This is a genomic window from Vibrio sp. 10N.286.52.C3, assembly GCF_041468865.1.
Classification (GTDB): domain Bacteria; phylum Pseudomonadota; class Gammaproteobacteria; order Enterobacterales; family Vibrionaceae; genus Vibrio; species Vibrio crassostreae_C.
Map to the genome: position 1 here is coordinate 58,322 of NZ_JBFRJM010000022.1, position 14,574 is coordinate 72,895.

Annotated in this window: 15 protein-coding genes; 12 read left to right on the top strand and 3 right to left on the bottom strand. The window is 45.3% G+C overall.

Going from position 1 to position 14,574, the window contains the following annotated elements:
- Window positions 1–51: 51 nt before the first annotated feature.
- Window positions 52–1,482: a sulfate adenylyltransferase subunit CysN gene (gene cysN, locus AB4138_RS09565; protein WP_372305797.1), complete on the bottom strand. Its 1,431-nt coding sequence runs from the start codon at window positions 1,480–1,482 to the stop codon at window positions 52–54.
- An 18-nt stretch (window positions 1,483–1,500) separates the two neighbouring features.
- Window positions 1,501–2,445 (bottom strand): sulfate adenylyltransferase subunit CysD, encoded by a 945-nt coding sequence (gene cysD / locus AB4138_RS09570; RefSeq protein ID WP_226088532.1) that lies wholly within the window; start codon window positions 2,443–2,445, stop codon window positions 1,501–1,503.
- Between the two features lie 414 nt (window positions 2,446–2,859).
- Here cysD and AB4138_RS09575 point away from each other — a divergent pair, with 414 nt between their 5' ends.
- The 10 genes from AB4138_RS09575 (at window position 2,860) to AB4138_RS09620 (ending at window position 12,367) form a co-directional block, all read left to right on the top strand.
- A complete protein-coding gene (locus tag AB4138_RS09575) occupies window positions 2,860–4,836 on the top strand; it encodes a bifunctional 2',3'-cyclic-nucleotide 2'-phosphodiesterase/3'-nucleotidase (protein ID WP_372305799.1) in 1,977 nt (658 codons plus the stop codon).
- 286 nt (window positions 4,837–5,122) lie between these two features.
- Window positions 5,123–5,710 carry a DedA family protein gene (locus AB4138_RS09580; RefSeq protein WP_017071303.1) on the top strand — a complete coding sequence of 196 codons (588 nt, stop codon included), beginning with the start codon at window positions 5,123–5,125 and terminating at the stop codon, window positions 5,708–5,710.
- Entirely contained in the window at window positions 5,707–6,840 is a 1,134-nt protein-coding gene (locus AB4138_RS09585) for a D-alanine--D-alanine ligase (protein ID WP_372305802.1), read from the top strand. Before AB4138_RS09580 ends, AB4138_RS09585 begins: the two co-directional genes overlap by 4 nt.
- Window positions 6,841–6,859: 19 nt before the next feature.
- Complete coding sequence (locus AB4138_RS09590) at window positions 6,860–7,402, top strand: hypothetical protein (protein ID WP_372305804.1); 543 nt, start codon at window positions 6,860–6,862, stop codon at window positions 7,400–7,402.
- A gap of 2 nt (window positions 7,403–7,404) precedes the next feature.
- A complete protein-coding gene (locus AB4138_RS09595; protein ID WP_372305807.1) occupies window positions 7,405–8,154 on the top strand; it encodes an NRDE family protein in 750 nt (249 codons plus the stop codon).
- A gap of 12 nt (window positions 8,155–8,166) precedes the next feature.
- Entirely contained in the window at window positions 8,167–8,604 is a 438-nt protein-coding gene (locus tag AB4138_RS09600) for a YHS domain-containing (seleno)protein (RefSeq protein WP_372305810.1), read from the top strand.
- Window positions 8,605–8,616: 12 nt separating this feature from the next.
- Entirely contained in the window at window positions 8,617–10,371 is a 1,755-nt protein-coding gene (locus AB4138_RS09605; RefSeq protein ID WP_372305812.1) for a lysophospholipid acyltransferase family protein, read from the top strand.
- Between the two features lie 71 nt (window positions 10,372–10,442).
- Window positions 10,443–11,009: a Crp/Fnr family transcriptional regulator gene (locus AB4138_RS09610; RefSeq protein WP_017067547.1), complete on the top strand. Its 567-nt coding sequence runs from the start codon at window positions 10,443–10,445 to the stop codon at window positions 11,007–11,009.
- A gap of 57 nt (window positions 11,010–11,066) precedes the next feature.
- A complete protein-coding gene (locus AB4138_RS09615) occupies window positions 11,067–11,519 on the top strand; it encodes a GNAT family N-acetyltransferase (RefSeq protein WP_017068023.1) in 453 nt (150 codons plus the stop codon).
- Window positions 11,519–12,367 (top strand): DMT family transporter, encoded by an 849-nt coding sequence (locus AB4138_RS09620; RefSeq protein ID WP_017058877.1) that lies wholly within the window; start codon window positions 11,519–11,521, stop codon window positions 12,365–12,367. The genes AB4138_RS09615 and AB4138_RS09620 overlap by 1 nt, the downstream gene beginning before the upstream one ends.
- Before the next feature lie 59 nt (window positions 12,368–12,426).
- Here AB4138_RS09620 and AB4138_RS09625 read toward each other — a convergent pair whose 3' ends face one another.
- The gene (locus AB4138_RS09625) at window positions 12,427–13,011 is read right to left on the bottom strand and encodes a LysM-like peptidoglycan-binding domain-containing protein (RefSeq protein ID WP_059022215.1); all 585 of its coding nucleotides are present in this window, start codon (window positions 13,009–13,011) and stop codon (window positions 12,427–12,429) included.
- 213 nt (window positions 13,012–13,224) lie between these two features.
- On the opposite strand from AB4138_RS09625, the gene AB4138_RS09630 reads away from it, so the two are divergent.
- Window positions 13,225–13,845, top strand: a complete 621-nt coding sequence (locus AB4138_RS09630; RefSeq protein WP_008220519.1) for an FKBP-type peptidyl-prolyl cis-trans isomerase — start codon at window positions 13,225–13,227, stop codon at window positions 13,843–13,845.
- A gap of 134 nt (window positions 13,846–13,979) precedes the next feature.
- The gene (locus AB4138_RS09635; protein WP_017058875.1) at window positions 13,980–14,474 is read left to right on the top strand and encodes a DUF2780 domain-containing protein; all 495 of its coding nucleotides are present in this window, start codon (window positions 13,980–13,982) and stop codon (window positions 14,472–14,474) included.
- Window positions 14,475–14,574: the final 100 nt, after the last annotated feature.

A 14,574-nucleotide genomic window follows, 5' to 3' on the forward strand; every position in this document is an offset into this window, starting at 1 on the left:
TGGCGGAAACGATCGGTTTCCGCCTGATTCAATAAGCTGTTACTTGGTCGTTTATGACTTCAGTAGTTGGCTTAGATCTTTGGCATCCCAATGAGGGAAATGTTTGCGAACCAATGCGTTGAACTCAAGTTCAAATGCAGAGAAGTTACCGACTTGCTGTTCAACAGAGTCCAAACGGTCTCGAATCAAACCCGCGCCAACCGTCACGTTGGTTAGTCGGTCGATAACGATGAAGCCACCGGTATCGGCACTTTCACGGTATTTATCCAGCGCGACAGTCTCGTTCAGTGACCATTCACACAAGCCAATGCCATTCAATGGCAACTCATCGACAGCGTGAGTCGATAGGTTGTTGATGTCGTATTGGTGACGAACCGTTTCAACCTGACCAACGGTTTTCTTGCCTGCGATCTTGATGTCGTAAGCTTTGCCCGGTTGCAATGGTTGCTCTGTCATCCACACGATGTCAGCCAATACGTGGTTAGTGGATTCAATCTGCGCGTTTTCTAGCACAATCAAATCACCACGACTGATATCAATCTCATCTTCAAGGGTCAGTGTTACTGCCAAGCCCGCTTGCGCAGACTCCAAATCACCATCAAAAGTTACAATGCGTGCAACCTTAGAGGTTTTACCCGACGGCAGCGCCTTGATTTCATCACCGACACTGACACGGCCAGAGGCAACGGTGCCAGCAAAACCGCGGAAGTCTAAGTTAGGACGATTGACGTACTGAACTGGGAATCGGAATTCACCTGCCGAACGCTTTTGGTCAATGTCGACGTTCTCTAACACTTCTAGCAGAGATGGGCCTTCGAACCATGCAAGCTCTTTACTTGGTGCAGCAACGTTGATGCCTTCAAGCGCCGATACTGGCAAGATCTGAATATTGGTTTCGCCTTCTAGGTTTTCTGCAAACTCTAGATATTGATCGCGAATTTCTTCAAAACGATCTTGCGCGTAATCCACCAGATCCATTTTGTTGACTGCGACGATGAAATGCTTCAAACCAAGTAGGTTAGAAATAAACGAGTGACGACGGGTTTGATCCAGAACGCCCTTACGAGCATCAATCAAGATCACAGCCAGATCACACGTTGAAGCGCCTGTTGCCATGTTGCGCGTGTACTGCTCATGCCCTGGGGTATCAGCAATAATGAATTTACGCTTTTGAGTCGAGAAGTAACGATAAGCCACATCGATCGTAATCCCTTGCTCACGCTCAGCCTGCAAGCCATCAACAAGCAGTGCTAAATCAGGCTTCTCACCTGTGGTACCCACTCGTTGGCTATCCGAGTGAACCGCTGCTAGCTGATCTTCATAAATCTGTTTTGTATCATGGAGCAAGCGACCGATTAACGTACTTTTACCGTCATCTACCGAGCCACAAGTTAAAAATCTAAGCATAGATTTATGCTGATGCTGACTTAGATAACCTTCAATCCCTAGTTCAGCCAATTCGGCTTCTACTGCACTATTCATTTTTCTTTCCTTAGATTCTTAGAAATAACCTTGGCGCTTTTTCAGCTCCATAGAGCCCGACTGATCATGGTCAATCGCTCGACCTTGACGCTCACTAGACGTCGCCACCAGCATTTCTTCAATAATGCCTGTTAGCGTATTCGCCTCAGATTCAACCGCTCCGGTTAATGGGTAACAGCCTAAAGTACGAAAACGAACGCTTTTCTCTTCAATCACTTCACCTTCTTGCAGCTCCATACGGTCATCATCAACCATGATCAGCATGCCATCACGCTCAACTACAGGGCGTTTGTCTGAAAGGTAAAGTGGAACAATATCGATGCTCTCTAGATAGATGTATTGCCAGATATCGAGCTCAGTCCAATTAGATAGCGGGAAGACACGAATGCTTTCGCCCTTATTAACCTGACCGTTGTAGGTGTGCCAAAGCTCTGGACGCTGGTTTTTTGGATCCCACGTATGGTTCTTATCACGGAAAGAATAAACACGTTCTTTCGCACGAGATTTTTCTTCATCACGACGCGCACCACCAAAAGCCGCATCGAACCCATACTTGTTTAACGCCTGCTTAAGGCCCTGTGTTTTCATGATGTCAGTGTGCTTCGAAGAACCATGTACAAATGGGCTACAACCCATCTCAATACCTTCTGGGTTCTTATGTACTAAAAGGTCGAAGCCGTACTTTTTAGCCGTACGATCACGAAACTCAATCATCTCGCGGAATTTCCAATCCGTATCTACATGCAATAGCGGGAATGGAATCTTGCCTGGATAAAACGCTTTGCGAGCTAAATGAAGCATCACAGAAGAATCTTTTCCGATGGAGTACATCATCACTGGGTTATCAAACTCAGCCGCTACTTCACGGATAATATGAATACTTTCCGCTTCGAGCTGTTTTAGGTGGGTTAAACGTTCTTGGTCCATTTCAGTGCTTCCTTTAAGGCTCGCGTTACGAGCAATTCATTACTTGGTCTTGCCAAGCAAGGGATTTAACTCATCCACTTGAGTGAATGGGAGTATTGGCACTAGAAGAAAACAGAAGCTTCGTTTTGAGCTATCCTTGCTATTCATCTGCCTGATACGTCCTTGATATAGGCATTATGACGAGCCTCTCATATTACTGGAAATTCTAAAATTTCATTTTTTATTCGAAAAGCTGATAAGGGATTGAATTTACCGATAAGCAGGTGAAATGAATGGACTAATATTATCGATATCAGTTGCACATCGATTAATCAGGTTTGGGAGGCGTCTTGCAGAACACCATAAAGTAATCGATCTAAGTCACGAATTGACATTCGTTGTAATCATTGTTTCATTCCATTTTGTTACATTACGCAACGAATTTTCTACTATCCACTTTGGAGCTACAAAATGAAAGTTGCAATGAAACCTTTGTCATTGGCTGTGCTTGCGGGTCTTGGTTTGACTCTAGCAGGCTGTACAACAACACCAGATACCGATGAAGTGATTAAACTACGTGTCGTAGAGACAACGGACATCCATACCAACCTAATGGATTACGATTACTACAAAGACAAGCCATCGAAAAAAATCGGCTTAGCACGTACTGCAACTCTAGTAAAAGAAGCTCAAAACGAAGTAACCAACAGCGTATTAGTTGATAACGGTGACTTGCTGCAAGGTAGCCCAATGGGTGACTACATGGCAGACAAAGGCATCGAAGCGGGTGAAGTTCACCCTGCATACAAAGCTATGAACCAGCTAAGCTACGACGCTGCAAACCTAGGTAACCACGAATTCAACTACGGTCTTGATTTCCTAGAAGAGTCAATCAACGACGCTGATTTCCCGTACATCAGTGCTAACGTTTACGACGCAAAAACCAAAGAACACTACTTCACACCTTACATCATCAAGACGCACACGTTTGAAGATACTGCAGGCGTAGAGCATGAAGTAAAAGTCGGCTACATCGGTTTCGTTCCACCACAAATCATGACGTGGGATAAGAAGAACCTTGAAGGTAAAGTAATCGCTCGCGATATCATTGAGACAGCTAACGAGTTAGTGCCTCAAATGAAAGCGGAAGGCGCTGAAGTTATCGTTGCTATCCCTCACTCAGGCGTATCAACGGACCCATACAAAAATGGCGAAGAGAACTCAACGTTCTACCTATCTGAAGTAGACGGCATCGATGCAATCGCATTCGGCCACTCTCACGCAGTGTTCCCAGGTAAAGGTTTTGATGACATTCAAGGCATCGACAACGAAACTGGCACAATGAACGGCGTTGCAGCAGTAATGCCTGGTCGTTGGGGTAGCCACGTTGGTGTTATGGACCTAACACTTGCACAAAAAGACGGTAAGTGGGAAGTAGTAAAAGGCCAATCAGAAGCACGCCCTATCTACGACAAGATCGAGAAGAAATCACTTGCAGATGCTGATGAAGGCATCGTAACAGCACTAGAAAAAGACCACGCAGGTACTCGTGAGTTTGTTAACCAACCAATTGGTAAAGCAGACGACGTGATGTACAGCTTCCTGTCTCTAGTACAAGACGATCCAACAGTGCAGATTGTTAACCTTGCACAGAAAGATTACGTTGAACAGTTCATCCAAGGTGACCCAGACCTAGACGGTACACCAGTACTTTCTGCTGCTGCGCCATTCAAAGCCGGTGGCCGTAAGAATGACCCAGCGAACTTCACTGAGGTTGAATCTGGCCAACTGACATTCCGTAACGCGGCTGACTTATACCTTTACCCGAACACGCTAGTTGCAATGAAGGTAACAGGTCACGAAGTAAAAGAGTGGCTTGAGTGTTCTGCTGGCCAATTCAACCAAATCGATGTGAACTCAACAGCACCACAACAGCTGATTGAGTGGGATAACTTCCGTACTTACAACTTCGATGTTATCGACGGTGTGGATTACCAAATCGACGTAACTCAGCCTGCGAAATACGATGCAAACTGTAAAGTGGTTAACCCTGATTCTCAGCGTATTGTTGGCCTAACTTACCAAGGTAAGCCAATCGACATGAAGCAAGACTTCCTGATCGCAACCAACAACTACCGAGCTTACAGCGCTAAATTCCCAGGCACAGGTGAAGACTTCATCGCATTTGATGCACCAGATGAGAACCGTACTGTACTGGCGAACTACATCTCTCGCGTAAGCAAAGAGCAAGGCCAAGTGAGCCCAACAGCTGACAACAACTGGTCATTCGCACCAATCAAAACGGATAAAAAGCTAGATATCCGCTTTGAAACGTCGCCAAGTGAGAAAGCGGCACAGTTCATTAAAGAGAAGGGTCAATACCCAATGAAACGTGTTGCCACTGACGATGTTGGTTTCGGCGTTTACCAAATTGATCTAACTAAATAGATTACTCTAGTAATCAATAGTTAACCTTCTAAAAGGCTGAGTTTAACGACTCAGCCTTTTTCTTTTCTTATCTAAATTCTTAGTGTAAGGCCTCAGCTTTCGAAGCTTAAACTCCTGCTCATTCTTCGCCTAATATCGCACACCTCAAATCACCTATTGAATCCAATCAACGTAAAAAAGCAGCAATTCGCTGTAAGTTTTTCTGAGCTCCTCCTGTCTATTTAATTTACTACACTCAATGAATGGCCGGTAAGCCATTCATCTATAGGATAGATAAGGACATTTGATGGGCACCGTCGAGAGCATTCAAGCATGGTTACATTCAGGGGAGGAGTCGCTGCTATGGCTGATGCTTGGCATTATCGCGCTTTCTTACCTGCTTGAAGATCTGGCAATCGTGACGGCCGCTGGTTTAGCGACTCAAGCACTCATCCCACCGCAATATGCGTTACTTGCAATTTTCATTGGCATTGCCACTGGTGATCTTGGTCTTTATTACCTTGGTAAATCAGGACGTTACTTCCGAGGCGTTCGATATAAAGCCCTCACCAATAAGTACTTTCGTTCGCTTCGTACCAAATTACGCCAAAACGCATTCAGCAGCCTTTTTGTTATCCGCTTTATTCCTGGGCTACGCACCGTTGGTTTTACTCTGAGTGGCTTTTTCGCCATCCCACTGCCTACTTTCTTATTTGCCGTCATCAGCGCAACTGCGCTCTGGACTGGCATTGTCTTCTCTGCCATCTACTATTTAGGGACATCAGCCTGGCTGCAAGCCTCTGAATATCAATGGATCATCATCCCGTGTGCCATCGTTTTGCTGTTTATCGGCAATCGATTAATGAATAAAACCTACTCTAGAGGGCTATCATGAGTTCACCGCAAGATATTCGCATCATTCCCGCACATCAAATTAATGCAGGTATGCCTCTGCTTGAAAAAGATACCGTGCGAAGTGTCTCTCCTTATGAGTTTCTTCCGACTTGGTTCTTCTACACGCCAGTGGTCATTCAAAGCCTGATGCAAGGGTTACGGCACTTTGACTGGGCGCTGCCGCTCATCGCCAATCCAAGCATTAAGTTAAGCGGCATGGTAGGCGAATCAAAACATGAGATATTGAGCCTTGCCGGATCTTCAAGTCAGCGTTGGATCTCACCGTTTATAACCCTAACCAAAACGGATCTCGGCAGTAAAAAACAAGCCGAAGACGCGCGCAGCGCACTCATACAATCGGATCTTGATTTCCCGATTGTGGCTAAACCTGATCTTGGTTGTCGAGGTGTTGGCGTTAAGCTGATCAACACACAAGATCAACTTGAGCAATATGTTGAATCTTTCCCAAATAACGCTCGCTTTCTACTGCAAGAAAAGGCGCCTTATCAGGCAGAAGCTGGCGTTTTCTATGTTCGTTACCCAAACAAAAAGCAAGGCGAGATCATCTCGATCACACTCAAATATGCGCCAATGGTGATGGGTGATGGCAAGTCAACACTCAAACAGTTAATTGAAAATAGCCCGCGTGCTGGGCAGCTCAGTCACCTGTATCTACCAAGGCATGAAGATAAATTGGATCAAGTGCTCGCAGAGGGTGAAGAGTTCCAACTCGCGTTTGCAGGCAGCCATAGCCGTGGCTGTATCTTCCGAGACGGTAATCAATACATCACTCAGGCTCTAACAGAACGCTTAGACGAGATATTCGACGACTTCGATGGCTTTCACTTTGGTCGACTCGACGTCAAGTTTAAAGACATGTACAGCCTAATGAACGGTGAGGATTTCACGATTCTTGAGGTCAATGGCGCAAGCAGTGAGGCTGGACATATCTGGGATCGCAACACCCCATTACGAGAGATATTTTCTACGCTACTCCTGCAATATCGCATTCTTTTTGATATTGGCGCTCAGCAAAAACAACGAGGCCACCAATCCCCTTCTTTCAAGAGCTTATTTGCGGCGTGGCAAGAAGAGCGACGTCTTGTTCAACAATATCCGACTACCGACTAACTTTGCACGAGGATCATGAATGAACCCCATAGCCCAACCGAGCGCCCTTACTTCTTTCTCTCCTAGTATCAAGGGAGCGGTAGAGATATTGAATCAGGGTCTAGAGTTTTTGTTAGCGATTTCTGACAGCGATTACCTGATACGAGCAAAGCCACACGTTACAAGCTCTATCGGTGAACATACTCGTCACACACTGGATCTTTTTCACGCCTTGATTTTAAAAGAGGATGAGGCAGTTGATTACAACACTCGTCGTCGTGGTCATCCTGTCGAATACGACCGCTCTATTGCAGTTAAAGAGATCCACTATGTGATCAACTGGCTTGAACGATTAGATCGTCGAGATCTCGAAGCGCCTATCATGATCCAAACTGAGGTTTCGATGGATGCTCAAGTGTTCGCAAGCCTGCCTTCAACACTCGAAAGAGAGGTCACCTTTGCCGCGCTGCATGCCAATCATCATTACGCGATGATCAAGGTGATCACCACCTTCCTAGACGTCGAGACCTGCAATACCTTTGGTTATGCCCCAACCACCAACAGCTATCTGAGGGAGCAATAATCATGTGTTCAGTATCTTGGCTGCTTGAAGAGAATGGTTATCAGGTCTTTTTTAATCGTGATGAACAAAAGACGCGAGCACTGGCAATGCCACCCAGACAATATCGAGTCAACGGTGTCGATATCATCATGCCACTCGACCCAACTGGCGGCGGTAGCTGGATAAGTATTAATGAGTTCGGGCTTTCGCTATGCCTACTCAATAACTATCAAGGCACAGTGCCCGTTGGGCCGTTAGTCAGCCGCGGTTTGCTACTTAAAAATCTATCATCGAGTCGTAATATCAGTCAGCTCTCTGAAGCATTTCACAAGCTAGACCTACACTTTTTTGCCCCATTTACCTTGCTGGCTTTCGCGCCCAATCTAACCCAACACAATGGTCTGGTTATCGCCTATATGTGGGATGGTATTCAACAAAAAATAGTCGACACTGATTCTCCACTGTTCTCATCCGGTGTTGATTTAGAGCGAGTGCAAGCCTACCGACAAGCAAAATATGATCAGCTTATGGCGGCAGGTAAAAATCAACAGAACTTACTGAAGTTTCATTCTCATCATCACAGTGAACAGCCCCATTTAGCAACTTGTATGCATCGCGAAGACGCACATACCGTGAGCTTTACACACTTACGTAACCTGCATGGTCAAGCCTCTATGTTTTATGCACCCGGCTCACCATGCGAACCCATTAAACCATGTCAGATAAATCAGCAGCGCTTTACCTTTGATTTATCACCCGCAATCAATCTATAGATGGAGTCCATCATGAGAAAACTATTCACCATGGTTCTGCTACTTGTTAGCCCGTACATATTTGCCGCCGATGAAATCTACACTGGTTTCTTTAGCAGTAAGGCGCTCGATGGCTACGATACCGTGGCTTATTTCACGTCTGGGAAGCCTGTTGAAGGGAGCAAGAAGTTCAGCACAGAGTACAAAGGGGCGGATTGGTATTTCTCTTCTGAAAAGAATCTGACTTTATTTGTTAATAATCCTGAAAAATATGCCCCTCAATATGGTGGCTATTGCGCTTGGGCAGTATCAGCGAAGAGCGACTTTGCACCGAGTGACCCACATCAATGGACGATTGTTGATAACAAGCTTTACCTCAACTACGACCAAGAGATTAAGCAGCGCTGGGAACAAGACCAAGCACAGCATATTCAACAAGCCGATAAAGTTTGGCCGCAACTGATTAAGTAAGGTAATTTCATTATGATTGATAGTCCTTTTCGTTTACCACGTTACACGCCTTTTGGTTTAGGTGAGTCTGTTGTCGAGTGGGCAACTGGGCTATCTAAGCTAGACCGACTCTACCAAGATCGTAAAAACGAGTTATCTAGCTTCGAATTCATGAATTACACTCTGTCGGCGCTCAATATCGACTACTCGGTTGCATCGGGAAGCACGGAAAACATCCCGGAAGAAGGGCCTGTCGTGATTGTGGCGAACCACCCGCTTGGCGCCATCGAAGGCGTGATCCTTGCCGATCTCGTAGGATCAGTAAGAAAGGATGTGAAGGTGCTGGCCAATGAGTTACTTAAGCGCCTGCCTGAACTGGATGATCTTTTCATCGGTGTCGATGTCTTTAACAGTAAAGAATCGAAACGCACCAATGCCAAAGCGATTCGAGATGCCAATCGTCATTTGGCTGATGGTGGACTATTGATTGTATTCCCAGCAGGTGAAGTATCAAGCTACCGTAAAGGGGCAAAAACACTGACAGACATCGAGTGGAGCAAGTCGGTAGCGAAATTCGTCAAACGTCACCAAGCCACCACGGTACCTATCTTTATCAATGGCAAGAACAGTGAGCTTTTCTATCAAGCGGGTCGTGTTCATCCACTGTTGAGAACCGCTCTACTCGGGCGTGAACTTCTTAATAAACAAGCGACAACTATCTCTATCTCGATTGGCTCATCGATTCCGTATTCAGAGATAAAATCGTTTGAAAAAGAGATGGATATCGTCAACTACCTACGACTTAATACCTATCTAATGAGTCAACAAGATAGTCCGAACACGCCAATCCACGCGCCCTCTTTCGATACCCAAGTGATAGCGCCTATTCCACCAGAAGTCTTATCAATAGAGATAGACTCACTCCCTGAAGAGATGAAACTGCTCGAGCAAGGGAACTTTGAGGTCTACTGCACACCAAGCCAATCCATTCCTAACTTAATGCGCGAGATTGGTCGAGTAAGAGAAGAAAGCTTTAGAGAAGTCGGAGAAGGCAGCGGGCTGGCCTGTGATTTAGATGAGTATGACCTTTACTACCATCAACTGTTTGTGTGGAATAAAACCAAGGCAGAACTAGTTGGCGCGTATCGACTCGGTATGGTCGACAAACTCATCGCTGAGCACGGGCTTGATCAGCTCTACTCTCGTAGCCTGTTTAACTACAACCAAGAATTCATTGATACTCTAGAAAACAGCATTGAGCTTGGGCGATCGGTAGTAAGTAAACCTTACCAAAAGAGCCTGAACTCACTGTTACTATTGTGGAAAGGCATTGCGACCTTTGTGTCTCGTCACCCTCAATATACCCATCTGTTCGGCCCAGTCAGTATCAGCAATGATTACAGCCACAGTGCGCGTCTGTTGATCGCGACCACGTTATCAATCCACCATTATGATGAGGAAAAGGCGAATTTGGTTTCACCTTCGTCACCACTCAATACCAGCAGTCATGTGTTCTGGCAAAATCACCTGCTCTCTTCACTGGCGAGTGTGCCTCTGCTCTCTAAAGTGTTAGCACGCATGGAGCAAGGTAAAGGCCTGCCGGTACTGCTGCGCCAATATCTAGGGATGAACGGTAAACTGGTGTGTTTTAATGTCGACCCATCGTTTAATGATGCCTTGGATGGCTTGATTGTGGTGAACCTTAAGAAGGTTCCATTGAAGACCTTAGGTAAATACATGGGCAGAGAACTTGCTCAAGATTACCTAGAGCAACACGCACGCCTCTGATTTATCCTGCTCTGTACCTCTCTCCAAATAAGTGCGATGATTTCGGCACTTATTTGGGATAGGTTATTTTCATGCACACCTCTTTTATCGAACAACTGCAAAGCTTCGACTTCTCTGAAAGCCAGATTGAATCTCTACTCGCTGTCGCCAAGCCACTTGAGCTGCCAACCAGACACATCTTGATCAATCAAGGTGAGATGGCGAGTTCAATCTACTTTGTACTTGAAGGCTTGTGCCATGCCTGCTACCTCACTGATGATGGTAAGCAATACAGCAAAGAGTTCTATTGGGAACAAGATTGGATCATCGGCTTTGAGAGTCTGATAAAGAACCAAGCCTCTCCTTACCTATTAGAAACGCTGACACCCATCACCATGTTAGAGCTGCCAATGAATGCGGTTATCGAGTGGCGTGCATCAAATAATCCTTTGTATTTAAAGCTGTTAGAAACACAACTGATGCATAAGGAAAACAAAGAACGCTTCATGCTGCTCTATACACCAGAGCAACGTTATCAGCTGTTCTGCGAGCACTATCCCGACCTTGAGCAGCGCTTAAATGACAATCAAATTGCCGCTTATCTAGGAATCACCGCAATCAGCCTGAGCAGAATTAAAGGTCGAATTAACAATAGTTAATGCCAACAATCATCACGCATAGTACATTCAGAGCATCGATAATCTCTGGATGTAAACATGATCACTTGGCACTCAATTCCTTTTTCTGAACTCTCAACACAACAGCTTTATCAACTACTTAAATTAAGAGTCGATGTATTTGTGGTTGAGCAAACTTGTCCTTATCCAGAGCTCGACGGTAAAGATACACTCGCAGGTGTTGAGCACCTGCTTGGTTATTCTGATGATGAGTTGGTTGCGTGTGCACGTTTATTACCACCAGGTACCTCTTACGACAACACCAGCATCGGCCGAGTCGCAACCAAGCAATCAGCAAGAGGTGATGGCTTGGGGCATCAATTAATAAAAGAAGCATTAACACGCTGCGAGGCTCTTTGGCCAAATACGGCCATTGATATTGGCGCGCAGCAACACCTAGAAAACTTCTATGCGAGCCACGGCTTCAACACCATCTCGGATATGTACCTCGAAGATGACATTCCTCATATAGACATGAGATTAGAAAAATAATGACGAATATCACTGCCGGTATTCTATTGTTGGTTGCAGGTAACTTGTTTGCCTCGCTTTCCGACGTAGCGGTAAAGCTGTTAAATGGCGAAGTACCGCCCTTACAGTATATTTTTTTCCGACAGTTGATATCTCTGCTCATCATCACCCCTTTGTGGCTACAGCAGAAAAAAGAACAACGGCGCTTACAGCAGGCTAAGGTAACCTTCATTCGAGGTCAGTTAATTCTGATCGGCAGTGGGTGCATGGTGGTCGCGATCACTCACTTGTCTTTGGCAACCGCCAACGCAGTATTTTATGTCGCGCCTTTACTGATGTTGCCGCTCTCAATGTTGCTATTGAAAGAGCAACCGGCACTCGGCAAGGTTATCGGCACAACCATAGGTTTTATTGGTGCATTGATTGTCTTGAGGCCATCACAATTTCATTGGGCGGCACTGTTTGCTTTGGGGACAGCACTCACCCTAGCACTATTTAATGTACTCGTAAGAAAGCTTCCTAGTGAGCAAACGGTGGTCACTACGCTGTGGTGGACAACCTTATTCTCTATTCCAGCCTCATTAGTACTGTGCTTCTTATACTGGCAGCCAGTGTCTGTGGAGCATTTGGGATACATAGCCCTGAGTGCGACGCTAATCTTAAGTTACAACGGCCTTGCGGTTGCTGCCTATCAAAAAGCACACTCTAGCCAAATTGCCTTGGCTGAGTATTCAGGATTGGTGTTTGTCGCGCTAATAGGTGCAATATGGTTCGATGAGATTCCGGATACATTAACCTTTATCGGAATCATGCTTATCATCTTGCCACTCGCCCCTTTCAAGCGACCAAAAAAAAGAGCTAATGCTTAGCTCTTTTCTATCGTTTATCTGTGTCTAGCAAAGCGCTTTAACTCAGGCTTACTGTTCATCTACTTACTGCGACCAAAGCCACCATCGGATAAGCGGAAGAACATCACCGAAGTATCGCCTTTCTCTAGCTGAAGAATGTCCAACTGCCCAGTTTCAGCAAGTTTGAAACGAACCAGTTGGCCTTTACGAATCTGACTGAGTGGCTTATCTGCACCTTCAATACGCACTAACGCATTCAAGTCAGACAATGGCAAATCGTTGTTTCGAAAAACCTGCGCTAACGTATCCCCTTGCTTAACAAGGTACTCCTGCCAATTTTTGTTACTCGGTTCTGATGAACTGCTCTTGGCATTTTGCTGTTCGCTTAAGCCGACGGTGTTTATTTCAAGCTCAACGCGCGATGTTGTTGGAGCTGTGTCTACTTTAGGTTCTGGTAGCGGCACAAAAAGTAATATCAGTACGATCGGAGAAATCACCATCAACAGTCTTTGGTGTAACTTCGGCAATGAGCCCCAAGTTTGCGCTGTCGAGGTTTTCAATTTCTTCACATCGATCGAACTCAATTTCTCTTTGACCTTATTCAGTCGATCCTTGAATTCTGCTAAGTGGTCAACTTTCTGTTTTTTCTTTTGACGACGATTCATACCACTGCGTCCTATACATTGAATAACTACAGTATAAAAACCAAAGTACCAACAGTATAGATCTTTCCGTCACAACAAGGCCCAAAGCGAGAAAATTGACATGGCTGTGATTTGGGCACGGTAAAGCGCAAGTGATCAGGGACTAGCCGTTTCTTCACGCTGCTAATACTGGTATTCTTACCCTTTTCGTACTGACAAAAAGAGTGACTTTTCATGTCTGAAGTAAAATTTGAAACTGTAGAGCAAAAAGCTAGCTACGGTATCGGTCTACAAATGGGCCAACAACTTGCTGGTTCTGGTCTTGAAGGCCTAAACGTTGACGCAATCGCTGCTGGTATCGCAACAGCTCTAGTTGGCGACATGCCAGCTATCGAAGTTGACGAAATCAACAACGCACTACAAGAGCTACACACTCGCGGTGAAGCTGCACGTCAAGAACTAGCTAAAGCTGCTGCTGCTGACGGCGAAGCTTTCCTAGCTGACAACGCTCTTCGTTCAGAAGTAACGGTTCTTGAGTCTGGTCTTCAGTACGAAGTACTAACTGAAGGTACTGGCGAAATCCCAACTGCAGACAAGCAAGTACGTGTTCACTACCACGGCGAACTAACTGACGGTACTGTTTTCGACAGCTCTGTATCTCGCGGTCAACCTGCTGAATTCCCTGTAACTGGCGTAATTCAAGGTTGGGTACAAGCTCTACAAATGATGCCTGTTGGCTCTAAGTGGAAGCTATACATCCCTCAAGATCTAGCATACGGTGAGCGTGGCGCAGGTGCTGCAATCCCACCATTTGCTGCTCTAGTATTTGAAGTAGAACTTCTAGCTATTCTTTAATTTTTATAAAAACCTTTAGTAAAACAAAATACTATTGGCAAATAAAATTGAAATAATCCAACGGCGATGTGACTACATCGCCGTTTTTCGTTTATAGTGAAAGAGTAAATTACTTTATTACTTAAGGACGAATAATGAAGAAAGTACTCATCACAGTTTTAAGCAGCCTTGCTGTTGTCTCTTGCGCTAGCACTAGCGACTCTGAACAAACCAGTTCATCATCAGATACCAACTATTCCCAACTATCACAAACTGCACTAATGGCAGCAGTGAATATGTGGTCTCAGCAGAACGAAACAACACCACTTGTGGATACGGTAGCTGACCAAGCTTCTGTTACCAGCGACCAAGCAGTTGGCGGTATTGGTTCAATGTTGGCCCTTGCACAAAACTCACTTGGCACAGCCGACAACAAAGAACTCGCGACACTTATTCCAGGCATGTCGAGCCTTGAGTCTACGGGGCTATCATCGCTACTAAGCTCACAAGGTGCCGTTGAAAGTGCGTTTTCTGGATTAGGTATGGATCCATCAATGGTTACAACATTTGCACCCATCATTCTTCAAGCACTGCAGTCACAAGGTGCAACGAGCGGCCTGATGGATTCACTTTCAGCTATATGGCAATAATCGTTAGTTATTAATAGCTAGCTTAAAATCTAATAAGGGCACTTCGGTGCTCTTTTTTGTGCGTGGAAGAAAAGATATTTGAGATACGAGATACGAGATA

Coding starts and splice junctions, on each gene's coding strand:
- AB4138_RS09605 (WP_372305812.1), top strand. CDS start 8,617: ATGATTGATAGTCCTTTTCGTTTACCACGTTACACGCCTTTTGGTTTA.
- AB4138_RS09635 (WP_017058875.1), top strand. CDS start 13,980: ATGAAGAAAGTACTCATCACAGTTTTAAGCAGCCTTGCTGTTGTCTCT.
- AB4138_RS09625 (WP_059022215.1), bottom strand. CDS start 13,011: ATGAATCGTCGTCAAAAGAAAAAACAGAAAGTTGACCACTTAGCAGAA.
- AB4138_RS09590 (WP_372305804.1), top strand. CDS start 6,860: ATGAACCCCATAGCCCAACCGAGCGCCCTTACTTCTTTCTCTCCTAGT.
- cysN (WP_372305797.1), bottom strand. CDS start 1,482: ATGAATAGTGCAGTAGAAGCCGAATTGGCTGAACTAGGGATTGAAGGT.
- AB4138_RS09595 (WP_372305807.1), top strand. CDS start 7,405: ATGTGTTCAGTATCTTGGCTGCTTGAAGAGAATGGTTATCAGGTCTTT.
- AB4138_RS09575 (WP_372305799.1), top strand. CDS start 2,860: ATGAAAGTTGCAATGAAACCTTTGTCATTGGCTGTGCTTGCGGGTCTT.
- AB4138_RS09585 (WP_372305802.1), top strand. CDS start 5,707: ATGAGTTCACCGCAAGATATTCGCATCATTCCCGCACATCAAATTAAT.
- AB4138_RS09620 (WP_017058877.1), top strand. CDS start 11,519: ATGACGAATATCACTGCCGGTATTCTATTGTTGGTTGCAGGTAACTTG.
- AB4138_RS09580 (WP_017071303.1), top strand. CDS start 5,123: ATGGGCACCGTCGAGAGCATTCAAGCATGGTTACATTCAGGGGAGGAG.
- AB4138_RS09615 (WP_017068023.1), top strand. CDS start 11,067: ATGATCACTTGGCACTCAATTCCTTTTTCTGAACTCTCAACACAACAG.
- AB4138_RS09610 (WP_017067547.1), top strand. CDS start 10,443: ATGCACACCTCTTTTATCGAACAACTGCAAAGCTTCGACTTCTCTGAA.
- AB4138_RS09600 (WP_372305810.1), top strand. CDS start 8,167: ATGAGAAAACTATTCACCATGGTTCTGCTACTTGTTAGCCCGTACATA.
- AB4138_RS09630 (WP_008220519.1), top strand. CDS start 13,225: ATGTCTGAAGTAAAATTTGAAACTGTAGAGCAAAAAGCTAGCTACGGT.